The sequence below is a fragment of the Defluviimonas aquaemixtae genome (assembly GCF_900302475.1).
GTDB classification, from domain to species: domain Bacteria; phylum Pseudomonadota; class Alphaproteobacteria; order Rhodobacterales; family Rhodobacteraceae; genus Albidovulum; species Albidovulum aquaemixtae.
The window spans coordinates 858,073-881,275 of record NZ_OMOQ01000001.1 but is presented as its reverse complement, the minus strand read 5'-3'; the positions used below and the strand labels follow the sequence as shown (position 1 = coordinate 881,275).

Annotated in this window: 22 protein-coding genes; 6 read left to right on the top strand and 16 right to left on the bottom strand. The window is 65.0% G+C overall.

Features of this window, described 5'->3' with window-relative positions:
- Positions 1-56 precede the first annotated feature (56 nt).
- Genes DEA8626_RS04325 through tatA form a run of 4 tightly spaced genes read right to left on the bottom strand, consistent with a single transcriptional unit; the run spans position 57 to position 2,601 of the window.
- Positions 57-899: an ATP-binding protein gene (locus DEA8626_RS04325; RefSeq protein WP_108851818.1), complete on the bottom strand. Its 843-nt coding sequence runs from the start codon at positions 897-899 to the stop codon at positions 57-59.
- Positions 896-1,798 carry a twin-arginine translocase subunit TatC gene (tatC, locus tag DEA8626_RS04320; RefSeq protein ID WP_108851817.1) on the bottom strand — a complete coding sequence of 301 codons (903 nt, stop codon included), beginning with the start codon at positions 1,796-1,798 and terminating at the stop codon, positions 896-898. Before tatC ends, DEA8626_RS04325 begins: the two co-directional genes overlap by 4 nt.
- Complete coding sequence (gene tatB, locus DEA8626_RS04315) at positions 1,795-2,349, bottom strand: Sec-independent protein translocase protein TatB (protein ID WP_108851816.1); 555 nt, start codon at positions 2,347-2,349, stop codon at positions 1,795-1,797. The genes tatC and tatB overlap by 4 nt, the downstream gene beginning before the upstream one ends.
- Before the next feature lie 36 nt (positions 2,350-2,385).
- Positions 2,386-2,601, bottom strand: coding sequence for a twin-arginine translocase TatA/TatE family subunit (gene tatA / locus DEA8626_RS04310; RefSeq protein WP_108851815.1), 216 nt, complete (start codon positions 2,599-2,601; stop codon positions 2,386-2,388).
- Between the two features lie 177 nt (positions 2,602-2,778).
- Between tatA and DEA8626_RS04305 the strand changes: the two genes are divergently transcribed.
- Positions 2,779-3,441, top strand: a complete 663-nt coding sequence (locus tag DEA8626_RS04305; RefSeq protein WP_108851814.1) for a helix-turn-helix transcriptional regulator — start codon at positions 2,779-2,781, stop codon at positions 3,439-3,441.
- Between the two features lie 3 nt (positions 3,442-3,444).
- Here DEA8626_RS04305 and DEA8626_RS04300 read toward each other — a convergent pair whose 3' ends face one another.
- Together DEA8626_RS04300 and DEA8626_RS04295 are read right to left on the bottom strand one after the other, a co-directional pair.
- Positions 3,445-4,533 (bottom strand): ABC transporter ATP-binding protein, encoded by a 1,089-nt coding sequence (locus tag DEA8626_RS04300; protein ID WP_108851813.1) that lies wholly within the window; start codon positions 4,531-4,533, stop codon positions 3,445-3,447.
- A gap of 140 nt (positions 4,534-4,673) precedes the next feature.
- Positions 4,674-5,453 carry an SDR family oxidoreductase gene (locus DEA8626_RS04295; protein WP_108851812.1) on the bottom strand — a complete coding sequence of 260 codons (780 nt, stop codon included), beginning with the start codon at positions 5,451-5,453 and terminating at the stop codon, positions 4,674-4,676.
- 144 nt (positions 5,454-5,597) lie between these two features.
- On the opposite strand from DEA8626_RS04295, the gene DEA8626_RS04290 reads away from it, so the two are divergent.
- The 4 genes from DEA8626_RS04290 (at position 5,598) to DEA8626_RS04275 (ending at position 10,058) form a co-directional block, all read left to right on the top strand.
- Positions 5,598-6,608, top strand: a complete 1,011-nt coding sequence (locus tag DEA8626_RS04290) for a Hint domain-containing protein (protein ID WP_108851811.1) — start codon at positions 5,598-5,600, stop codon at positions 6,606-6,608.
- Between the two features lie 95 nt (positions 6,609-6,703).
- Positions 6,704-7,525, top strand: coding sequence for a universal stress protein (locus DEA8626_RS04285; RefSeq protein WP_108851810.1), 822 nt, complete (start codon positions 6,704-6,706; stop codon positions 7,523-7,525).
- Positions 7,526-7,571: 46 nt separating this feature from the next.
- On the top strand, positions 7,572-9,176 hold the full coding sequence (locus DEA8626_RS04280) for a peptide chain release factor 3 (protein ID WP_108851809.1): 1,605 nt from the start codon (positions 7,572-7,574) through the stop codon (positions 9,174-9,176).
- A gap of 75 nt (positions 9,177-9,251) precedes the next feature.
- Positions 9,252-10,058: a YiiX/YebB-like N1pC/P60 family cysteine hydrolase gene (locus DEA8626_RS04275; protein ID WP_108851808.1), complete on the top strand. Its 807-nt coding sequence runs from the start codon at positions 9,252-9,254 to the stop codon at positions 10,056-10,058.
- On the opposite strand, the gene DEA8626_RS04270 is transcribed toward DEA8626_RS04275, so the two are convergent.
- The gene (locus DEA8626_RS04270; protein WP_108851807.1) at positions 10,033-10,458 is read right to left on the bottom strand and encodes an OsmC family peroxiredoxin; all 426 of its coding nucleotides are present in this window, start codon (positions 10,456-10,458) and stop codon (positions 10,033-10,035) included. The genes DEA8626_RS04275 and DEA8626_RS04270 overlap by 26 nt on opposite strands.
- A gap of 67 nt (positions 10,459-10,525) precedes the next feature.
- Positions 10,526-11,350 (bottom strand): glycosyltransferase family 25 protein, encoded by an 825-nt coding sequence (locus tag DEA8626_RS04265; RefSeq protein ID WP_181366356.1) that lies wholly within the window; start codon positions 11,348-11,350, stop codon positions 10,526-10,528.
- 537 nt (positions 11,351-11,887) lie between these two features.
- Between DEA8626_RS04265 and DEA8626_RS04260 the strand changes: the two genes are divergently transcribed.
- Complete coding sequence (locus DEA8626_RS04260) at positions 11,888-13,390, top strand: DEAD/DEAH box helicase (protein WP_108851805.1); 1,503 nt, start codon at positions 11,888-11,890, stop codon at positions 13,388-13,390.
- An 18-nt stretch (positions 13,391-13,408) separates the two neighbouring features.
- On the opposite strand, the gene DEA8626_RS04255 is transcribed toward DEA8626_RS04260, so the two are convergent.
- The 8 genes from DEA8626_RS04255 to nuoK form a co-directional block, all read right to left on the bottom strand.
- Positions 13,409-14,251 (bottom strand): HalD/BesD family halogenase, encoded by an 843-nt coding sequence (locus tag DEA8626_RS04255; RefSeq protein ID WP_108851804.1) that lies wholly within the window; start codon positions 14,249-14,251, stop codon positions 13,409-13,411.
- Positions 14,252-14,355: 104 nt separating this feature from the next.
- Positions 14,356-16,035, bottom strand: coding sequence for a ribonuclease J (locus DEA8626_RS04250; protein WP_108851803.1), 1,680 nt, complete (start codon positions 16,033-16,035; stop codon positions 14,356-14,358).
- Positions 16,032-16,811, bottom strand: a complete 780-nt coding sequence (locus tag DEA8626_RS04245) for a type III pantothenate kinase (RefSeq protein WP_108851802.1) — start codon at positions 16,809-16,811, stop codon at positions 16,032-16,034. Before DEA8626_RS04245 ends, DEA8626_RS04250 begins: the two co-directional genes overlap by 4 nt.
- A gap of 12 nt (positions 16,812-16,823) precedes the next feature.
- Positions 16,824-17,597 (bottom strand): biotin--[acetyl-CoA-carboxylase] ligase, encoded by a 774-nt coding sequence (locus DEA8626_RS04240; protein WP_108851801.1) that lies wholly within the window; start codon positions 17,595-17,597, stop codon positions 16,824-16,826.
- A complete protein-coding gene (gene nuoN / locus DEA8626_RS04235; RefSeq protein ID WP_108851800.1) occupies positions 17,587-19,026 on the bottom strand; it encodes an NADH-quinone oxidoreductase subunit NuoN in 1,440 nt (479 codons plus the stop codon). Before nuoN ends, DEA8626_RS04240 begins: the two co-directional genes overlap by 11 nt.
- A 13-nt stretch (positions 19,027-19,039) precedes the next feature.
- The gene (locus tag DEA8626_RS04230; RefSeq protein WP_108851799.1) at positions 19,040-20,578 is read right to left on the bottom strand and encodes an NADH-quinone oxidoreductase subunit M; all 1,539 of its coding nucleotides are present in this window, start codon (positions 20,576-20,578) and stop codon (positions 19,040-19,042) included.
- Entirely contained in the window at positions 20,579-22,768 is a 2,190-nt protein-coding gene (nuoL, locus tag DEA8626_RS04225) for an NADH-quinone oxidoreductase subunit L (protein ID WP_108851798.1), read from the bottom strand.
- A gap of 3 nt (positions 22,769-22,771) precedes the next feature.
- Positions 22,772-23,077, bottom strand: coding sequence for an NADH-quinone oxidoreductase subunit NuoK (gene nuoK, locus DEA8626_RS04220; protein ID WP_108851797.1), 306 nt, complete (start codon positions 23,075-23,077; stop codon positions 22,772-22,774).
- Positions 23,078-23,203 lie beyond the last annotated feature (126 nt).

Below are 23,203 nucleotides of genomic sequence, written 5' to 3'. Positions count from 1 at the left end.
AGTGAAGAGTGCCATCCCGGCCCGCAGGACGTGGGCGGGCGCGCCAGAAATGGACGTCAGAGCGTCACGCCCTTCCGCCCCGCGAGATCGGTGAAGTACTGCCAGGCCACGCGGCCAGACCGCGCCCCGCGCGTGGCCTGCCATTCGATCGCCTCGGTCCGAAGTTCCGCGTCGCCCATCGCGACGCCGTAGGCATCGCAGTAGCCCCGGATCATCGCGAGATATTCGTCCTGGCTGCACGGATGGAATCCGAGCCAGAGCCCGAACCTGTCCGACAGAGAAACTTTCTCCTCGGTCGCCTCCGACGGGCTGATTGCTGTCGAGCGCTCGTTCTCGATCATGTCGCGCGGCATCAGGTGGCGCCGGTTTGAAGTCGCGTAGAAGACGACATTCGCGGGCCGTCCCTCGACCCCGCCATCAAGCACGGCTTTCAGGCTCTTGTAGTGCTGGTCGTCATGGCTGAACGACAGGTCGTCGCAAAAGAGCAGGAACCGGTGTTCCGTCGCCGCGCGCAGATGCGTGAGGAGCCGGCCGACCGAAGGCAGGTCTTCGCGGCTCAACTCGACGATCCTCAGCACATGGCCAAGCCGCAGCGCTTCGGCATGAACCGCCTTGACGAGCGAGGATTTCCCCATGCCGCGGGCGCCCCAGAGAAGCGCATTGTTGGCGGGCAGGCCGCGCGCGAATTGCAGCGTATTCGCCAGAAGCGTGTCGCGCGCGCGGTCGATGCCCACCAGCAGCGGCAGGTCGACGCGCGCCACGTCGGGCACCGGGACCAGCCGGTCGGGCGCGACATGCCAGACGAAGGCTTCTGCCGCGTCGAAATCCGGGGCCCGTTCGGGCGCAGGGGCCAGACGTTCCAACGCCTCGGCGATCCGTTTCAGGATCGCCTCGCTCATGCCTTCGCATCCTCGTCGGTGTCGTCGTCGAATTCGTCAAAGAGGCTTTCATCCTCGCCGATGATTCCCTCGGCGCGCGCCTCTTCGTCCTTCTTCTTCTCGACCCAGGAGACAAGCCAGATCGAGATCTCGTAGAGCCCGTAGACGACCACGAACAGCAGCACCTGCGTCGTCACGTCCGGCGGCGTGACAAGCGCCGCCACCACGAGAATGCCCACCACCGCATATTTGCGCACGTTCCTGAGGCCCCGCGAACTCGCGAGCCCGGCCTTTCCCATCAACGTCAGAAGCACCGGAAGCTGGAAGCAGAGCCCGAAGGCCACGATCATCTTCAGCGTGATCTCCAGCGTCTCGTTGACCTTGCCGTTGAAAACAATGTCGATGCCCTGATCAACCGTTGGCACCTCCGGCCCCTCGCCAGAGAAGACTGCCGCGAAATAGGACGGCAGGTCCGCGAAGCCGAGGAAGAACCGCATCGCCAGCGGCACCACCACGTAGTGCGCAAAAGCGGCGCCAAGAAGGAATAGTGCCGGCGAGGCTATGAGGAACGGCAGGAAGGCGGATTTTTCGCTGCGATAGAGGCCGGGCGCCACGAAGCGCCACATCTGGAACGCGATGACCGGGAAGGAAAGCATAAGCCCGCCCACCATCGAGATACGGATCAGCGTGAAGAAGTATTCCTGCGGCGCGGTGTACTGCATCACCGGGTTTTCGTTGCCGAGGTTCCGCATCGTGTTCTCGATCGGCACGAGCAGGAAGTCGAGGACCGCGCCGCCGACGGAAAAGCAGGCCACCATCGCGACGATGAACGCGAGAAGCGACCAGATCAGCCGGGTTCGAAGCTCGGCCAGATGCTCGATTAGCGGCGCTGTCGTGTCGTCGATATCGTCGCGCATCATGCCTCGCCCTTCTTGGCCTTGGGCTTGCGCGCGGCTGCTGCCTTGGGCTTCGCCGCCGATTTCGGCTTGGCCGCGGCCTTGGGCTTTGCTGCGACTTTGGGTTTTGCCGGCGCCTTGGGCTTCGCGGAGGTTCTGGCGTTCGCCGTTGCCGCCCGTGTGACGGGCGCCTCGGGCTCGACCGGTTTCGCGGCCGCCTTCCGCGCCGCGGCCTCTGCCGCCTTCTTGTCGGCGAGCGCCTGCGTGGCCGGCCCTTTCGGAGTGGTAGAGGGCTTGGCGGGCTCCCACTTCTCGAACTTCGTCGCCGCCTGTTCCAGCGCGTCGAGGCCGAGATTCTTCTTCGACGTCATCGCGCGCAGGTCGTCCGCCGTCTCCTTCACACCCGTCTCGCGCGCCGCGTCGTCCATGGCGCGCTGGAACTCGCGCCCCATCGCCCGCGCCTTGGCGGTGAACCGGCCCAGCGTGCGGAACATGCCGGGCAGATCCTTCGGGCCAACGACGATCAGGGCCACGATGCCGATGAGCAAAAGCTCGCTCCAGCCGATGTCAAACATGTGCGCGCGCGCGCCCCATCAGGAGTGGATCAAGGCTCAGGCCTTGTCCTTCTCGGTTTCCGGCGTCACGTCGCGGGCATCCTCGGCCGAGGCCTTCTCGATCTCGTCCGAGCCGTCCTTCACGCCCTTCTTGAAGGCGGTGATGCCCTTGCCGACCTCGCCCATGAGCGACGACACCTTGCCGCGCCCAAAGAGCACCAGAACCACGACGGCGATGAGCAGAAGGCCCGGTATGCCGATATTGTTGAACATGATCGTCTCCCCTCGGGCGCGATCCAATGCGCGCCCGTCTGTCACCTTACCGATTTAGGATGCCGCAGGGACCCGGCAAAGACCTTTCGCCGCGCTCAAGCCGCCCAGCCGCCTTGCCGGGCCGGATCAACTGACAGTATATTGTCAGTTGCGCCTCACCAAACGACTTCGGATCCAATGCGACGCAAGGACCGCCTTTTCGATCTCGTCCAGATCCTGCGCGACGGCAAATTGCACCGCGCCGCCGATCTCGCGCGGCGGACGGGCGTGTCCACGCGCACCATCTGGCGCGACATGGCCGCCCTCGGCGACAGCGGGCTGCCGATTGAGGGCGCGCGCGGGATCGGCTATCAGCTGCGCGATCCGACGGTGCTACCGCCGATGGCGCTCACCCGCGACGAGTTCGAGGCGCTGCGGCTCGGCGTGGCGCTCGTGGCAGGCGCGGCCGACCCCACGATCGCCCGCGCGGCGGCGTCGCTCAGGGCCAAGATATCGGCCGTTGCGCCCGCCCGCGCACAAGACCCCGGTGCCGACAGCTTCGTCTTCGCGAGCGAGGAGGCTGCGCGCGGTGCGCCCCACCTCGGCCTCATCCGCCGAGCGATCCGCGACCACCTGACCTTGACCCTGACTTATGCGGGCCGAGCGGCCGGGCGTATCCGGCCGCTTCACCTAGACTACTGGGGGCGCGCATGGACCCTGACAGCGTGGTCTGATTCGTTATCTGATTTCAATGTGTTCCGTGTCGATCTTGTGACATCGATCGAGCATGACGGCGGCGCGTTCCTGCCCGAACACGGCAAGACGGTGGAGGACTACCTCGCCCGCGTAACGCGGCGCTGACGCTCAGCCTGTACGCGGAAAGACGAAGCAGCGGTCGCGCCGGATCATCAGCCACATCGGCGTGCCCGAACCGGGCAGGAAAACCCCGGGAACGGTCGCCTTCAGCATCTCTCCCCCTGCTTCCATACGGAACTCCACGAGGCTCTCGCGCCCCATGAACCGGGCGCGCTCGACCTTCGCGCGCGCCGCGGTGCCATCCTCGGGCGTCGGGTTCGGGCCGCGCCCGGCGCGGTCGAAATCGATCTTCAGATGCTGCGGGCGGATGACGATCTCGACCTCGGTCCCGTCAGCCACGCCAGGGGCGAGAAACTCGCCGAACGGCGTCTCGGTCAGCGCACCCCGAACGGTACCGCGCAGGATGTTGATGTCGGAGAAGAAGGCCGCCGCCGCCCGGTCGACGGGGGCGTTGTAGATGTTGTAGGGTGCGCCGCTCTGGACGATCCGGCCCGCCCGCATCAGCGCGATCTCGTCGGCCATGCGCATCGCCTCATGCGGCTCATGCGTGACGAGAAGGACCGCTGTGCCCTCTTCTTTCAGAAGCGCCAGCGTGTCGTCGCGGATGTCGTCGCGCAGCCGTTCGTCGAGGCCCGAGAACGGCTCGTCCATCAGAAGGATGCGCGGATTGGGCGCGAGCGCGCGCACGAGCGCCACGCGCTGCTGCTCGCCGCCCGAAAGCTCGTGGGGATACTTCGGCGCGAAGCCCGCGAGCGAGACACGCTCGAGAAGTTCGTCCACCCGTCGATCCCGAGCCGCGGACCCACGCGGCAATCCGAAGGCGATATTCTCGGCGACGCTGAGATGCGGGAAAAGCGCGAAGTCCTGGAACATGAGACCGATTGAGCGCCGTTCCGGCGGCACCCGGAACACCGTGTCGCAGACGAGCCGGCCGTCGACATGGATCGTGCCTTCGTCCTGCATGTCGACGCCCGCGATCATCCTCAGCGTCGTGGACTTACCGCAGCCCGAAGGCCCGAGCAGGCAAGTCACCTGCCCAGATTCGATCGACAGCGATACGCCGTCGACCACCGTCCGTCCGTCAAAGCGGCGGACGAGGTCGCGAACCTCCAGTCTAGGCGGTGTCGTCACGGCCATCCTCTTGCCCGATAGAATTCGTCGGGTTTCTGCCCCGATAGCAGCCCATGAGGCGGCCCGCAAGCATGCCGGTTGCGGCCACAAATCCGCCTCGGCAGACCAGCCGAGGGTACTTGGGCAATGAAAAAGAGCGTGCTGGGTCAAAGCGTCGAGTTCATCGCCCCGCCGTCGAGAAGGATGTTCTGGCCGACGATGAAACCGGCATGGACCGAACAAAGGAAGGCACAGGTCGCGCCGAATTCGCCGGCCGTGCCGTAGCGCCGGACTGGGATCGTCGCGGCGCGGCGCGCGCGCGCCTCCTCGATCGTGATGCCCTCGGATTCGGCCGCTCTGCCGTCAAGCGAACTCGCGCGGTCGGTGGCATGGATGCCGGGCAAGAGGTTGTTGATCGTGACCCCCGACGGGGCAACCTGCCGCGCTGTGCCCGCGACATAGCCGGTGAGGCCGGCGCGCGCCGCATTCGACAGCCCGAGAACAGCGATCGGCGATTTCACCGACTGCGAGGTGATATTGACCACCCTTCCCCAGCCCTTTTCCATCATCCCTGGCAAGAGCGCCTTCATGAGCGCGATCGGCGTAAGCATGTTGGCGTCGAGGGCGCGGATGAAGTCCGCGCGGTCCCAGTCGGTCCACATGCCGGGCGGCGGCCCGCCCGCATTGGTCACGAGAATGTCGGCGCCCGACGCTACCTTCAGCAGCTTGGCCCGGCCTTCCTCGCTCGTCACGTCGGCGGCCACCTCGGTCACCGATACGCCGTGCATGCTGCGGATCGCCTCCGCCGTTTCCGCCAGCGCCTCCGCGCCGCGCGCGTTCATGACGAGATCAACACCCGCCGCCGCCAGCGCCTCGGCGCAGCCACGGCCGAGCCCCTTGGATGACGCGCAGACCAGCGCCTTCCTGCCCCGAATTCCCAAATCCATCGCGATGCCTCCCAATGTTCGTGGCGAGGATAGAGAAATCTCCTGCCGTGACCAGAGACCAGGCCGCGTTGACGCGCCAGTGGCGGCTTTGATAAGCCCCGGCATGACCGGCGACGCGCCGGCACGTCTGCACAGGCCACCGAGATGCAAGAACGCACCCTGTCACCACCCGCCCAGGCAGTCCACGGCTATGAAGCCGCGGCGATCCGGGTGACGGCCGGCGCCAACCTGCGCGATCCGATCGGCGCGGCCGAGGAATGCGAACCTGGCGATGTCTACCGCCTCGATCCCGACGCCCGTGCGCGCAGGCTGATGCTGGTCGCGACGCCCGGCGATCCGCAGAGCCAGCACATCGCGGAGGGTTCCGAGATCGGCGTCCCGGGTGAGGTGATCGAGCTTCTGTCCGTCCTGACGCTGATGGCGCCGGATGGCGACCGGGTGGAGCTTCTCTATGCACGCCACGGACCTTCGGGCGCGGGTCTCGCGCTGCCGCTCTCGCCGCTCGCACCGCGGATCGACTACACGCTGATCGACGCTCGGGCGGATATCGGCGAGATTCGCATCGCCGACGTGGTCTGCGTCTCGTTCGCGGCTGGCACGATGATCACGCTTCCGGGCGGCGCGCAGCGCACGATCGAAATGCTGGAACCCGGTGACCGGGTGCTGACCCGCGACCACGGCCCGCAGGAGATCCGGTGGATCGGCAAGGCGACGATGCGCGCGCTCGGCGCCTTCGCCCCGATCGTGATCGGCGCGGGTACGCTCGGCAATGACAGCGATCTTGTCGTCAGCCCGCACCACCGCGTCTTCATCTACCAGCGCGGCAATCGGCGCGTCGGCGGCACGGCCGAGCTTCTCGTCCAGGCCAAACATCTTGTCGACGAAGATACCGTCACGCGGCGTGAGGGTGGGTTCGTAGATTACTACAGCCTCGTTTTCGACCGTCACGAGATAATATATGCCGAGGGCATCGCCGCCGAGAGCCTGATGGTCAACGATGCGACCGTGAGCCGCCTGCCGGCGGAACTCGCCGAAGAGGTCAGGGCGCGATTTCCCGGTCTGAGCCAAGACCAGCATTTCGGCACCGAGGCGGGACGCGACCTGCTGGACAAGGCGGCGCGCGACGCGCTTCTACGGCGCAGCGATCAGGCTTGATCTGGCTCAACGCACGAGTTCTCTAGCGCGGCTAGGGTATTTGCATCGAGCTTGAATCTCTGGGCCTGCGCGCCCGCTTCTCACCGGAGCATAGCATGCAGAATATTCTCGTTGCGACCGATCTGTCCGAACGCGGCGACCGTGCCGTCGGCCGGGCCATCCACCTTGCGCGCGAACTCGGTGCGCGACTCCTCATCGCAACAGTCGTCGACGAGGACCTGCCTAAACATATCGCCGACGCCTACGAAAAAGGCGCGGAAATCGCGCTCGACCAGATCGTCGCGGCGCTCTGCAAGTCCGGAAAAGGCGATCCCGGCTGCCGGGTCCTGAGGGGCGATCCCTCGCTCGCCATCGCGACGCTCGCTCAGGCAGAGCAGGCCGACCTCCTCGTGCTTGGCATCCACCGTATCCGGGCGATCGGGGACGGATTGCGCAACACGACGATGGAGAGAGTGCTGCGGCAGGCCTCTTGCCCGGTACTGATCGCGCGCAATCCCGCTGGCGGCCCCTATCGCGGCGTCGTTGGCGCTGTCGATTTCTCTCCGGCCTCCGCCGCGGCCCTGCGCGCTGCGGCGATGGTCGCACCGAAGGCACGCCTTCGGGCTGTTCACGCGATGCATGTCCCGTTCAAGGGGCTCATGCCGAGCGACACGCAGGCACCGTTCCTGCGCGAGGCACAGGCGGCCGAAAGAGACTGGCGCAAGTCCGAAACGCTGCCAAGCACTCTGGAAAAGGTGGAGATCATCGAGGGCTCCGCCTTCGACGTGCTCGCGGATGCCATCCGCGCCAATGGCGCCGATCTCGTCGCGGTCGGAACCCACGCCCGCTCGGGCCTCGCGACCCGTTTGCTCGGCAGCTTCGCGACCAGCCTCATCCGGAACGTCACCACCGATGTGATCCTGGCGCGGCCCGATTGAGCGCGCGGCATTGCGGCGGCCGTGCGGCGCGGCTATATCCCGCGCCATGAAAGACCTGTCGAACCGCCCGGACCTTCCCGCCGAAATCGCCCGCCGCCGGACCTTTGCGATCATCTCGCATCCCGACGCCGGGAAGACCACGCTGACCGAGAAGTTCCTGCTGTTCGGCGGCGCGATACAGATGGCCGGCCAGGTCCGGGCAAAAGGCGAAGCGCGTCGCACGCGGTCGGACTTCATGAAGCTCGAACAGGACCGGGGCATTTCCGTCTCGGCATCGGCGATGTCGTTCGAATTCGGCCCCTACCGCTTCAACCTTGTCGACACGCCGGGCCACTCGGACTTCTCCGAGGATACCTACCGGACGCTCACGGCGGTCGATGCGGCGATCATGGTCATCGACGGCGCGAAGGGCGTGGAAAGCCAGACCCGCAAGCTCTTTGAAGTCTGCCGCCTGCGCGACCTGCCGATCCTGACCTTCTGCAACAAGATGGACCGCGAGGCGCGCGACACCTTCGAAATTATCGACGAGATCCAAGAAAACCTCGCCATCGACGTGACGCCTGCGTCCTGGCCGATCGGCATGGGCCGCGATTTTCTCGGCTGCTACGACATCCTCAATGACCGGCTTGAACTGATGGATCGCGCCGACCGCAACCGTGTGGCGGAATCGATCAAGATCGAGGGGCTGGACGATCCCAAGCTGGCCCAGCACGTGCCCGCCGAGCAGTTGAGCAAGCTCCGGGAAGAGCTAGAAATGGCGAAGGAGCTGCTGCCTGCCTTCGACCGGAAGTCGTTCCTGGAAGGCCACCTGACGCCGATCTGGTTCGGCTCGGCGATCAACTCCTTCGGCGTCAAGGAACTGATGTCCGGCATCGGCGATTTCGGGCCGGAGCCGCAGCCGCAGACCGCCGCCGAACGCCAGATTGCGCCCGAAGAGGGCAAAGTCGCAGGCTTTGTCTTCAAGGTCCAGGCAAACATGGACCCCAAGCACCGCGACCGCGTGGCCTTCGTCCGCCTGGCCTCGGGCCATTTCGAACGCGGCATGAAACTGCTGCACGTCCGGTCCAAGAAGCCGATGGCGGTGTCGAATCCCGTCCTTTTCCTCGCCGCCGACCGCGAACTGGCCGAGGAGGCATGGGCCGGCGACATCATCGGCATCCCGAACCACGGCCAGCTCCGCATCGGCGACGCGCTGACCGAGGGCGAGGCGCTGAAGTTCACGGGCATCCCCTCCTTCGCGCCGGAACTATTGCAGAACGTGCGCGCGGGCGACCCGATGAAGGCCAAGCACCTCGAAAAAGCGCTGATGCAGTTCGCCGAGGAAGGCGCCGCCAAGGTATTCAAACCCTCCATCGGCTCGGGCTTCGTCGTCGGCGTCGTCGGCCCGCTGCAATTCGACGTGCTGGCGAGCCGGATCGAGATCGAATATTCGCTGCCGGTCCGGTTCGAGCAGTCACAATTCACGTCGGCCCGCTGGGTCACCGGCCCGAAGGCGGACGTGGAAAAGTTCGTCAACGCCAACAAGGGCCACATCGCGCACGACCACGACGGCGACATCGTCTACCTAACGCGGCTCCAATGGGACATCGACCGGATCGAGCGCGACCATCCGGCGCTTAAGCTCAGCGCGACGAAGGAAATGATGGTGTAACAATCACGTCAGCCGGCTTTCCATGCCGGAGCGCCGCGCTAGTCTGCCGTCGGGTGAACGCTGGCGGAGGGCGCGATGCTGACGGGGATCAAAGCCGCCATAGGACGGCAACTCGCACGTTACCTGCAGAAGCAGACCGGGCGCTATGTCGCCTTCTCGGTCATCCCCCATGCAAGCCTTTGCGCGGCGCTGCAGCCCGGCGACGTGCTTCTGGTCGAGGGTGACCGCCGGATTTCTTCAGCGATCAAGTATCTGACCCGGTCGACCTGGTCACATGCCGCCTTCTTTGCCGGCGGAGAGGCCGGGCGCGAACTGATCGAGGCCGACCTGCAGGAAGGGGTCCGCGCGGTTCCGCTGTCGACCTACGACCACCTCAACACCCGGATCTGCCGGCCCGTGGGTCTGAGCGGACCCGACCTCGCGCGCGTTATCGCGTACATGCGCGACAGCCTCGGCAAGAGCTACGATCTGCGCAACGTGCTTGATCTCCTGCGTTACCTTCTGCCGGAGCCGCCGGTTCCGCACCGCTGGCGCCGGCGGATGCTGGCACTCGGATCCGGCGATCCGACGCGCGCGATTTGTTCAACGCTGATTGCGCAGGCGTTTCAAAGTGTCCGCTACCCGATCCTGCCCGAAATCCGCGCGGATGCGAGCGGGGCCGCGACGCGTGAAATCCTGCACATCCGGCATTACTCACTATTCACGCCGCGCGATTTCGACATCTCGCCCTATTTTCGCATCGTCAAACCGACGATCGAAGACGGCTTCGACTACCGGCAGTTGGAATGGACCCATGACGATCCGGTCGCCAGTCCGGCGGGCGGGCTTTCCGGGCCCGGCCGCCAGCCGGCCGATCTCAGCCCACCGTCACGTCCATCGTGATCTCTGCGTTCAGAAGCTTGGAAATCGGGCAGCCCGCCTTCGCTTTCTCCGCGAGTTCGCGGATCTTCGCTTCGTCCGCACCCGCCTTGACCTGCGTCGCGAGATGCGCCTTTGTCACCGTCGGCCCGCCTTCGGTCGACGGATCAAGCGAGATCGTCGACGTCGTCTCGATCGATTCGGGCCGGATATCCTCGCCGCCCATCAGCGCCGCGAGAAACATCGAGTAGCAGGCGGCATGGGCCGCGCCGATCAGTTCCTCTGGGTTCGTGCCCTTCTTGTCCTCGAACCGAGTGGCGAACGTGTAGTTTACTCCCGAAAACACACCGCTTTCCGTCGAGATTGTGCCGCCACCCTCCTTCAGAGTGCCTTTCCAGATCGCTGATCCTTGCTTTTCGATCATGTCGCGTTTCCTCCGCCGCTGAATTGACCTGTCGCGGGAGGAATTGGATCACCGGCGCTGCACGGGGTCAACCGACTGTTCCCTCCGCATGCTGCGAGCCGGCAAAGCGCATCTCGACACGCTCGGCGAGGCCGCGGCGCAAAAGCGCCTCCTCGCGACGGCGCTGGCGATGGTCGCGCAGTCGGCGGCGCCAGCCGCGCGCGCGGTCCGCATCACATGGGCGCTGATCCTTGATGTCTGAACCGTAGCGCTCGACATCGTGAAGGACCGGCGCGGGGTTCAGGAAACCGGGGCGCAAAGCGTCGAATCCGAGCCCCGCCGACTGGCCGAAGAGAAAATGATCGACAGGTACCTGCAAATGCCGGAATGCCGAGAGCAACCGGCGCGCTGCCTCGGTCGTGATCACATAGCCACAGCTCCCGAGGAAGGATGACCGCATCCTGTATAGCCGCGTCGCACCCGAGATGGGCCCGAGGTCCTCGCCGACGGGGCGACGGCGGCTGAGCTGCGGGCCAGGCCAGAATTCGAGCTTCAGCACCCCCATTCCGTGGCGCCGCATTACGGCCGGAAGGTCACAGGATGCGATGCGCCGGAAATCTTCCGACAGCGTCGCGTCGTCTTCCAGAACGATCGCCGCCTCGCTCCGCAGGCCCGCGATCTCCTGCCAGAGCTTCCGGTGAGAGATCGAGCACGCCATGTCGCCGGGCGTCGCCGGGTAGCTCTGCGTCAGCGGGCCGATCCCGAAGTCGCGTGCCAGCGCGTCGGCGCCGCGCTCAGCCGCGTCAATCGCCTCGGCCCGGTGCCAGGCGAGCCCGAAGTCGTCGAGCTGCACCGCAATCGCCGCCAGGCGGTCCGGACGGCGGGTCAGGTTGATAACGTGAACTGGCAACATCTGCCTAGCCTTTCTGCCTCTCGCGCCCCGCCGATGGTATCCCGACGGGGTCATTTTCCTGCCGTCGGCACGCGCGGCCGGGCGTCGATGGTCGATCTGCCCCTTGCGGACGCCCAGCACGGCATCACCAACAGCCATCCGACGTTCAGCCGCAAATCTGACCGAAACAGGGCGATTGTCGACGAACACGCACAAATTGGCCGACTGTTGCGCGGAATCTTTGCGGACCGCATGCCGACGATGACACATCTTTAAGCAGATTATGCGGAGATTTCCACAACTCCCAATGTCCAAGCAGGACCTGTCGGCGGACCCTCGCAACCCGCTGAGATGCCAATCGAAACGCGCCAAGCCAAACGCCGCTCGTTCGGAAAGGTCGGGCGGTTTCGCTGTTCAGGCGTGAGATTCGCGCGCTGATTGACGTTGGGCTGGAATTACAGTACGTGGGCACACCCACATCCGGTGGGTGATCGCCGGGGCGCCCGGGCTATGCGTCCCTTCAACTTTGCGGCCCGATGCCGCATTCGATGGACGCTGATGACAAAATTCAATGACCTGAAGCTGGACCCCAAGGTCCTGCAAGCCATTGCCGAAGCCGGCTATGAAACTCCAACCCCGATCCAGGAAGGCGCGATTCCGCCGGCGCTAGAAGGCCGCGACGTGCTGGGCATCGCCCAGACCGGGACTGGAAAGACCGCGGGCTTCGTCCTGCCTATGATCACTCTGCTCGGCCGCGGCCGGGCGCGGGCGCGGATGCCGCGTTCGCTGGTTCTTGCGCCCACGCGGGAACTCGCCGCGCAGGTGGCGGAGAACTTCGACACCTACGCGAAGCACACGAAGCTCACCAAGGCACTCCTGATCGGCGGCGTATCCTTCGGTGAGCAGGACAAGCTCATTGACCGCGGCGTCGACGTGCTGATCGCAACGCCCGGCCGCCTTCTCGACCATTTCGAGCGTGGCAAGCTCCTCTTGACCGGCGTGCAGATCATGGTGGTGGACGAGGCCGACCGGATGCTTGACATGGGGTTCATCCCGGATATCGAGCGGATCTTCCAGCTCACCCCGTTCACCCGCCAGACGCTCTTCTTCTCGGCCACAATGGCGCCCGAGATCGAGCGCATCACGAATACCTTCCTGCACACGCCCGCCCGGATCGAGGTTGCGCGCCAGGCCACAACGTCCGAGACGATCGAGCAGAGGCTGATCGAAATCACGCCCACCCGCAAGGACCAGAGCGCCAAGCAGAAGCGAGAGCTTCTGCGCGCCGTCATCAACGCCGAGGGCGAAGCCTGCACGAACGCGATCCTTTTCTGCAATCGCAAGACCGAGGTCGATATTCTCGCCAAGTCGATGAAATCCCATGGCTTTAACGCGGCGCCGATTCACGGCGATCTCGACCAGAGCCAACGGACGCGCACGCTCGACGGCTTCCGCGACGGCACGATCCGATTTCTCGTCGCCTCGGACGTGGCAGCGCGCGGGCTCGACATCCCGGCGGTCAGCCACGTCTTCAACTTCGACGCGCCCAGCCATGCCGAGGACTACGTGCACCGCATCGGCCGAACGGGTCGCGCGGGGCGCAAGGGCGTGGCCGTTACGCTGGCCGTGCCGGCGGACAAGAAATACATCGACGCGATCGAGGGCCTTGTCGGACGGCCGATCCCGCGCGCCAATGCGCCAGAGGATTTCGCGCTCAGCGAGGCCGCCCAGCGACCGGCGCGCAAGGATGACGGCAAGGCGAAGGGCCGCGGCCGCGATCGCGACGATCGCAAGGGCAGACCGGTCAAGCCGCACGGCGAAGAGGCAGCCATGTCTCCCGTCGAGGCGGCGCCCCAAGCGCGGAAACCGGAGCGGGACGCGCCCGAGCGTGACGAAGCCAAGGAAGCCAAGGAAGCCAAGGACGGCGCCAAGTCGAACGGTCGCCGAGGCGGCAAGTCCGATGGCCGCAAGCGCCGCGAGGACCGCGACGCGCCGGTCGTCGGCATGGGCGACCACGTCCCGGATTTCCTGACGCGCGGGCTGAAGACCGAAAAAGCCTGAACCGCCTCGAATTCGGCCTCAGTCGATGTAGCTGTCCGCCCGCCGTCCTGCCCGTTCGTGATGAATGGGCAGCGTGCGGCCGTAAAGCTGCATGGTGCGTTCCGGCGCGCCGACCATGTTCGGCTCCTCGACATAGGAGAAGATGGCGACATAGCGCGGGCGCGGCCCCCTGAGCGGCGCGACCCGGTGAAGCGAATAGCGCCCGCGGAAGATCTGCAGGTCACCGGGTTCGAGGTTCAGCACCTTCACCTTGTCGGACGTGCCGTTCAAGACGCGCGCGACCTCGGCGAAATTCTCATCGCCCACCCGGATGCGCGGCGCGTATTCGAACGCCCCGCCCGCCTCAGCGTTCTGGATCGCGAGCGTGACGGTGTAGTTGTTCGTGTCGAAGTGCCACGGGAAACCGCTGCCCTCCTCCGCCATGTTGACGATCACGTCGGCCAAGGGGTCGGCGTAGCGGAAGAACAGCTTCTCCTCCAGGCAGTCCTGGATGAAACCATCGAAGCCCGCACTGTCGTGGATTGTCCTGAGCGGCCCTTGAGGCGCGAAATTGTCTGCCGGAATGAAGGCGTTCGAACGGTCGAAGAACTGGCGTCGCGGATCGTCGGACGGCAGATTCGGATCGTCTTTGGTGAAATAGACGTTGGTGCGGTTGAAGCTCCGGTGGCCCCTATCGGCGAGGCCGTCGGCCTCATTCGTCAACTCGGCAATCCCTTTGACGGTCAGAAAGCCCTTGATGACTGCGCAGCCATCCTCCTTCAGGTCTCTTCGGACGCGGGCGAGGACCGCGTTGCGCGCGGGCCCGTCCAAGTGGATCGGATATCGGTCAAGATCGATCAACTCTCGCGCGTCGTGGCTCATGCGCACCTCCTTCTGCGGATGCGCGAAGGAAAGCGCAGCGCTGCGCCGACCGCTGGCCGGCCCGCGACATGGGCGAGGGCGGAATCCGACCTTGCGTGACTGCCCTAGTCGGCGACCAGACGGCTCGTGACAACTGTGACCTCGGGCTTCTTGCCAATCTCTTCCATCGTCACTTGCCGGACGATGCGCTTGACCGCTTCCTCGACCTTGTCGTCGTTGCGCAGCACCTTGGCCCCAGCCATCCCGAGATACTCGTTTAGTTCCGCCTCGATCTGCTCGGCGAGCGCCGCGCCACGCTTGCCGCGCTCGGCGAGGCCCTTCAGCTCCACCCAGGCATCACCCAGGGGCTGGTCCTCCTCGTCAAGGATCAGCGTCGCCAGCACATGGCCGTTCAACGCCATGCGGATGCGGTCGCGCACGACGCCGTCCATCGCGCCGATCATCACCGAGCCGTCGAGATAGGTGCGCCCGGCCTCGATATACTCGACGATCCGTGGGCGCTCACCTGTCAGATCGACCATCGTGCCGTTCGTGGCAAGCTCGCTCGCGATCCCCTTCTCGATCCCGATCCGGCAATGTTCGCGCAGATGCATGTGCTCGCCGTGCATCGGTAGGAGGACACTCGGGCGCAACAGGTCGTGGATCGCCTCCAGGTCCGGCCGGTTGGCGTGGCCCGAGACGTGATAGAGCCCGTCCCGGTCGTCGATCACGTCCACTCCCATTTCGGAGAACGCATTCATCACGCGGATCACGCCGCGCTCGTTGCCCGGAATCGTCTTGGAGGAAAAGAGGAACGTGTCGCCCTCTTTCATCTCCAGCCCCAGATACTTGCCGCGGGAAAGCTGCGCCGAGGCCGCGCGGCGCTCGCCCTGGCTGCCGGTCACGATCAGCATGAGGTTCTGGCGCGGCAAGGCCTCGGCCTCCTCCGGCGGGATGATCGCCGGGAAATCGGTCAGAACACCGGTCTCGACCGCCGCCGTGATCATCTTCTTCATCGCACGGCCCAGCATGCAGACCGACCGGCCTGCTGCGGTGCCGGCCTCGGCCAGCGTCTTCAGCCGCGCCACGTTCGAGGCGAAGGTCGTGGCCACGACCATGCCGCGCTGTTCGGCAATAAGCTCCGCCAGCGGCCGCGCGAGGCTCGCCTCCGACCGGCCAGGCTTGGGCGAGAAGACGTTCGTGCTGTCGCAGGTTAGGACCTTCACGCCCGAGCCTTCATTAGCGATCGCATGCCATTCGTCGGGATTGAACGGCTCACCCACGATGGGCGTGCCGTCGAGCTTGAAGTCGCCGGTATGGACGATCCGGCCCGCCGGCGTGTCGATGACAAGCGCCGAACTTTCCGGAATCGAGTGGCTGACCGGCACGAACTGGACGTCGAATGGGCCCGCCTCGATCGTGTCGGGCCGCGGCTTGACCACTTTGATCTCGTCGAGCGGCAGGCCCCGCTCCTCGAATTTCAGCGTCGCGAGCGCTGCCGTGAACTTGCGGGCATAGACCGGCGCCTTGAGCTTCGGCCAGAGAAGTCCGAGCGCGCCCACGTGATCCTCGTGGCCATGCGTGATGAAGATCGCCTCGATCCGGTCCGCGTTGTCCTGAAGCCAGGCCGTGTCCGCCATGATCAGATCGATGCCAGGCGTCGTGTCCATGTCGGGGAAGGTCACGCCCAGATCGACGACGATCAGACGCTCGTTCCCCTCCGGCCCATAGCCGTAGACATAGGCGTTCATGCCGATTTCACCGGCCCCGCCGAGCGGCAGGTAGATCAGGCGGTCTTTGGTCATGCGGTGTCCCGTTCCCGGTTGTAGCGATGGATCAGCACGAGGCCGTGCATGGTCAGATCGTCCTCGACACTGTCGAATATCTCGGTGCCTTGGGCGAATAGGGGGGCAAGGCCGCCAGTGGCAATCACCTTCATCGGTCTTTCACGTTCGATCCGGATCAGGCGCACGATGCCCTCGACAAGGCCGACATAGCCCCAGTAGATGCCCGACTGCATGCAGGCGACCGTGTTGGTCCCGATGGCCGATTGCGGTTTGGTGACATCGACATGCGGCAGCGCCGCGGCGGCCATGTGAAGCGCCTCGAGCGAGGTATTGACCCCGGGCGAGATCACGCCGCCAATATAGGCGCCGTCGGTGTCCACGACGTCGAAAGTCGTCGCGGTGCCGAAATCGACGATGATCAGATCGCCGCCATGCCGGTCGAAGCCAGAGACGGTGTTCACCAGCCGGTCCGATCCGACGGTCGTGCCCTGATCAACCCGGGGCGCCACGGGCAGCGCGCAGTCCGGCTTGCCCACGACCATCGGGCGACAGCTGAAATAGTGGTCGCAGAGGACGCGCAGGTTGAACACGACGCGTGGCACCGTCGAAGAGATGATAACCTCGTCGATATCGACCGGGACCTTGTGATGCTGCATGAGCGTGGAGAACCAGACGAAATACTGGTCCGCCGTGCGCTGATGCTCGGTCGTCGTCCTCAATGTACAGCGGAATTTGTCGCCGTCCCAGACCGAAAAGACAGTGTTGGTATTGCCGCAGTCGATGCAAAGCAGCATCGGCAACCTCCCTCAGAAATACACGTCGGCGGCCGGCACGTTGCGCCGCCCCCGGGCGGTTGCGATCACCAGAGCGCCATCCTCGGCGACCGTCTCGAATGTGCCCTCGACTATCTCGGCAGCCGTCCGCGCCGTAATGGTCTGGCCCAGCTTCGCCGCCCGGCCGAGCCAGGCGGTCCGGATCGGGTGAAAGCCGTAGGTCACGAACCGCGCCTCCCACTTCGCGAAGGCGGCGGCGAGGTAGGTCAGGAACTCCTCGGGTTCCACCCGAACCCCGGTCTCGCCCAGAAGCGAAACGGGCTCCGCCGCGCCCGGCTCCAGCGCTTCGCGTGGCGGCGCCTCGGCAAGGTTGACGCCGATGCCCACCGCGAGGCGGCTGACTCCGCCGCCCTGCCCTACGCTTTCGAGAAGGATTCCCGCGACCTTGCCACCGTTCAGCAGGACGTCGTTCGGCCATTTTAGAGAGATCGTCGCGCGCGGACCCGCGACCGTTTCGAGCGCATCGGCAAGCGCCAGCGCCGCGACGAAACTTCTGAGCGCCGCATGCGCGGGTTCGCCGCCGGGCCGCATCACCAGGGTCGCCGCTAAATTGCCGCGCGGAGAGATCCATGCCCGCCCGCGCCGTCCGCGCGCGGCCGTCTGGCGGCGCGCGAGGATCCAGGTGGGTTGGGTCAGGCCCGGCGCGATCCGCTGCGCCTCGGAATTGGTGCTGTCCACCTCGTCGAGGACATGGCGGGCCACGCCCTCGGGCCAGGCCGAAAGATCTTCCGTCCTCTCAGCGGACAAGGGTTTCGGCCGCTGCCGCCGCGGCCCCTTCGACACCGAAGAGGTTGACGATGCCCACGACCATCACGACGGCGGACGCCATCAGCAAGATCCACTGCGCGGGCACCATGCGGCTGTCGAGCGCGTCCGTCTCGGTGCCGAAGTACATGTAGTAGACGATGCGCAGATAATAGAATGCGCCGATGACCGAGGCGACGGCACCGGCGACGGCAAGCCAGACCATCTCCGCGTTCACGGCCGCCAGAAGCACACCGTATTTCGCGAAGAAGCCCAGCATCGGCGGCACGCCTGCGAGGCTGAAAAGAAGCACCATCATGGCGAGAGCCTTGACCGGTTCGCGTTTCGAATAGAGGTTCAGCGCGTTGATGTCTGTGACCGGCGCGCCGTCCCGCTCCATCGACAGGATGAAGGCGAAGGTGCCAACATTCATCGCGACGTAGATGACCATGTAGATCAGCATCGCCTGCACGCCCGACTGCGTGCCCGCCGCGAGCCCGACGAGCGCGAAGCCCATATGCGCGATCGAGGAATAAGCCATCAGTCGCTTGATGTCGCGCTGGCCGATCGCCGCCACCGCGCCGAGGAACATCGACAGGACCGCGAGCAGTGCCAGCACCTGGCTCCAGTCCGCGACCGCCGCGCCGAAGGCGTCGTGCACGAGCCGCGCGAACAAGGCCATCGCGGCGACCTTGGGCGCGGTCGCGAAAAAGGCCGTCACTGGCGTCGGCGAACCTTCGTAGACGTCCGGCGTCCACATGTGGAACGGCACGGCCGAGACCTTGAACGCCAGACCCGTGATCATGAAGACAAGGCCGAAGAGCAGCCCTATGGATGCGCGCCCGTCCTCGATCGTCGAGATGATGCCGGAAAAGAGCGTCGTGCCCGCGAACCCGTAGGTCAGCGACGCGCCATAAAGCAGAAGCCCCGACGACAGCGCGCCGAGGACGAAGTATTTCAATCCCGCCTCGGTCGATTTCACGCTGTCACGCCGCAAGGCGGCCAGGACGTAGAGCGACAGCGACTGCAATTCGAGCCCCATGTATAGCGACATGAGATCGCCCGCCGAAACCATGACCATCATGCCCGCGACCGCGAAGGCGACCAACAGCGGGAACTCAAACCGCCCAAGCCCGCGCCTCGCCATGTAGTCCTGGCTCATCGCGAGAACGGCTGCCGCAGACAGGAGCACGGTCACCTTCGCGAAACGCGCGAACGCGTCATCGGCGAACGACCCGCCGAAAGCCACCACGTCGCCCGGCGCGGACAGCCCGATCCAGAGCGCGAGACCAAGGAAGATCGCGACCGTTGCCCAAGTGAGCGTGCCGGTCAGCTCATCCTTGCCGGCATAGACCGCCCCGACCAGGGCCGCCATCGCGTAGACGACCAGCACCACCTCGGGCAGGATTGCGGAGAAATCGGCGGAAATCATCGCGTTCAGTCCTTCAGTGGCTGGCGAGCCGCACCCCATCGGAGGCGGGGATCTGGGCGTGGTAGTTGTCGATCAGGGCCGAGACGGACGGCCCGATGATGTCGGTGACAAGACTCGGGTACACGCCGAGCAGCAGCGTCATCGCGACAAGCGGGGCAAACACGGCCTTCTCGCGGCGGGTCATGTCGGTGATCGACTTCAGGCTTTCCTTGATGAGGTCCCCGAAGGCCACGCGGCGGTAGAGCCAGAGCGCGTAGGCGGCGCTGAGAATCACGCCCGACGTGGCGACGACTGCGACCCAGGTATTGACCTGGAAGATGCCCATCAGCGTCAGGAACTCGCCGACGAATCCCGACGTCCCCGGCAGGCCGACATTGGCGAGCGTGAAGAACATGAAGATCAGCGCATAAGACGGCATCCGGTTCACCAGCCCGCCATAGGCGTCGATATCGCGCGTGTGCATGCGGTCGTAGATAACGCCGACACAAAGGAAGAGTGCGCCCGAGATGAAGCCGTGCGACAGCATCTGGAAGATCGCGCCGTCGATCCCCTGCTGGTTCGCCGCGAAGATGCCCATCGTCACGTAGCCCATGTGGGCGACCGAGGAATAAGCGATCAGCTTCTTCATGTCTTCCTGCGCAAGCGCCACGAGCGAGGTGTAGACGACCGCGATGGCCGAGAGCCAGAAGATGAACCCGGCAAGCAGATCCGAGGCGATCGGGAACATCGGCAGCGAGAATCGCAGAAAACCGTAGCCGCCCATCTTCAGAAGGATCGCCGCCAGCACGACCGACCCTGCGGTCGGCGCCTGGACGTGCGCGTCCGGCAACCAGGTATGTACCGGCCACATCGGCATCTTGACTGCGAAGGAGGCGAAGAAGGCGATCCACATGAGCGTCTGCATGCCGCCGATGATCTGAAAGCCGAAGAAGTTCAGCGTCTCGGACGAGAACTGGTGGGTAAGAAGCGTCGGGATGTCCGTCGTGCCCGCGTCGACATACATCGCGATCATCGCGACCAGCATCAGGACCGAGCCGAGGAAGGTATAGAGGAAGAACTTGAAGGCCGCGTAGATCCTGTCCTTCCCGCCCCAGATGCCGATGATCAGGAACATCGGAATGAGGCCGCCCTCGAAGAAGAGGTAGAAGAGGACCAGGTCGAGTGCCACGAAGACGCCGATCATCAGCCCCTCGAGGACGAGGAAGGCGACCATGTATTCCTTCACGCGCGTCTCGACCTCCCAGCACGACAGGATCGTTATCGGCATGAGGAACGTGGTCAGCAGGACGAAGAGGACCGAAATCCCGTCGACGCCGACCTTGTACTTGAAACCCATGATCCAGTCCCGCTCTTCCACAAACTGGAAGCCGGTGTTGCCCGGATCGAAGCCCGCGAGCAGGAAGAGCGAGACGAGGAAGGTCGCCGTCGTCGCGATCAGCGCCAGCCATTTGGCGTTCTGGCGCGCTGCCGCGTCGTCGCCCGACAGGAACAGCGCCAGGATTGCCGCCGCGACCAGAGGCAGGAAGGTAATGATGGAGAGAAGGTTTTCCATTTACTCGGCGCCCCCCGCGAGCGACATCCAGGTGATCAGGAGCGCGATGCCGATGACCATCGCGAAGGCGTAGTGGAAGAGGTAGCCCGACTGCGCTCTGGCCGCGAGCCGCGTGAGCATCGGAATGAATCCCATCGCGACGCCGTTGATCGTACCGTCGATGACGTTGCCGTCGCCCTTCTTCCACAGGAACGAGCCGAGCCGGCGGGCAGGGTTCACAAAGATCACGTCGTAGATCTCGTCGAAGTACCACTTGTTCAGAAGGAACCGGTAGAGGATCGGCTGCTCGTCGGCGAGCCTGCGCGGAATGGACGGATCGCGGATGTAGAAGATCCAGGCGGTGATGAACCCGATCAGCATGGCCACGAAAGGTGAGGCCTTGACCCAGGCCGGCGCGTGGTGCGCGTCGTCGAGGACCTGGTTCGAGGCTTCGGACATGTAGATCCCCCCTATTGGCGCATGGCCGGCCTCGTCCACGGCGTGCCCGTCCTCGGCCGGTGCATCGGTCGCGGCATGGTCCTCTGCGGGTACCTCGGTCGCAGCATGATCCGCCGCAGGCGCTTCGGTCGCCGCCGGGGCGGTCTCGCCGTGGTCGTCGGCCGCAGCCGCATCGGCGGCAGCGGTCTCTCCGTGAGCCTCCCCGCCCACTTCGGCCTCGACGTGATGCGGCATGGCGAAGAACTCGACCATCCGGTCGTGATCGCCGAAGAACGGCTTGTACCAGAGCATGCCCGCGAAGACCGAGCCGAGCGCCAGCGCGCCCAGAGGCACAAGCATCGTCATCGGGCTTTCATGAGCATGGTCATGGGCATGGTGGTCGCCCCTGGGTTCGCCATAAAACGTCATGAAAATGAGCCGCCAGGAATAGAAGCTCGTGAACAAGGCGGCGATCACCAGCGCCCAGAAGGCAAAGCCGTTGCCGCTGGCGAAGGTCGACTCGATGATCGCATCTTTCGACAGGAAGCCGGCGAATCCGATCGCGGTCAGAGGAATGCCGACCCCGGTGATCGCCAGCGTGCCGATCAGCATGGCCCAGAACGTGTACGGTATCTTGGTCCTGAGCCCGCCATAGTTCCGCATGTCCTGCTCGTGATGCATCGCATGGATGACGGAACCCGCGCCGAGGAACAGCATCGCCTTGAAGAAGGCGTGCGTGAAGAGGTGGAACATCGCCGCCGAATAGATGCCCGCGCCGGCCGCCACGAACATGTAGCCGAGCTGCGAGCAGGTCGAATAAGCGATCACGCGCTTGATGTCGTTCTGGACGAGGCCGACCGAGGCCGCGAAGAACGCCGTGGCCGCGCCGATATACATCACGATGGCCTTCGCCTCGGGCGCGTATTCGAAGAGGGGCGACATGCGGCAGACGAGGAACACCCCCGCCGTCACCATAGTCGCAGCATGGATGAGGGCGGAGACCGGCGTCGGGCCCTCCATCGCGTCCGGCAGCCAGGTGTGCAGGAAAAGCTGCGCCGACTTGCCCATCGCGCCGACGAACAGGAGGAACGCGAGCAGGTTCGCCGCGTTCCACTCGGTCCAGAGGAACGTCAGCTGCGTCTCGGCGAGCGTTGGGGCGGCGGCAAAAACCTCGTCCATGCTGATCGAGTCGACGAGGTAGAAAAGCCCGAAGATCCCGAGCGCGAAGCCGAAATCGCCCACCCGGTTGACGATGAACGCCTTGATCGCGGCCTCGTTCGCCGAGGCTTTCTTGTAGTAGAAGCCGATCAGCAAGTAGGAGGCGACGCCCACGCCTTCCCAGCCGAAGAACATCTGGATGAGGTTGTCGGCGGTCACGAGCGCCAGCATCGCGAAAGTGAAGAACGACAGATAGGCGAAGAACCGGGCCTTGTAGTGCTCGTGATGCGCCCAGTGCTCGTCATGGTCCATGTAACCCCAGGAATAGAGGTGGACGAGCGCCGAGACGGTCGTCACCACGATCAGCATGATCGCGGTCAGCCGGTCCATCCGGATCGACCAGGACGTGTCCAGCGTGCCCGACTGCACGAAGTTCATGATGTGGATGTGCTCGGTCGTGCCGTCGAACGTGAAGAACACGATCCACGACAGGAGACAGGCGAGAAACAGAAGGCCCGTCGTGACGACGAGCGCGCCGGTCTCGCCGATCACGCGCCAGCCGAAGCCGCCGATGATCGCGCCGACGAGCGGGGCAAGAAGGATAATCGTTTCCATGTCTTACCCTTTCATCACGTTGACGTCTTCGACGTCGATCGTCCCGCGGTTCCGGTGGAAACAGACGAGGATCGCGAGCCCGATGGCGGCCTCTGCGGCGGCGACGGTCAGGACGAACATGGTGAAGACCTGGCCCACGAGGTCGTCGAGATACGCCGAGAACGCGACGAGGTTAATGTTGACCGCGAGCAGGAGAAGCTCGATCGACATAAGGATGACGATGACGTTCTTCCGGTTGAGGAAGATGCCGAAGATGCCGATCACGAACAGGGCGGCGGCAACGCCGAGGTAATGTGTCAGTCCGATCATTCTCGTCCCTCCGGGCGCACGCCCCGTATCGTCTTTCCCGTCGCGGTCCCGGACGTGATCCGGGACCTCCAATCTCCTTTCCCGAACATTGTCCGGGAGGCGCCCCGGATCGCGTCCGGGACTGCG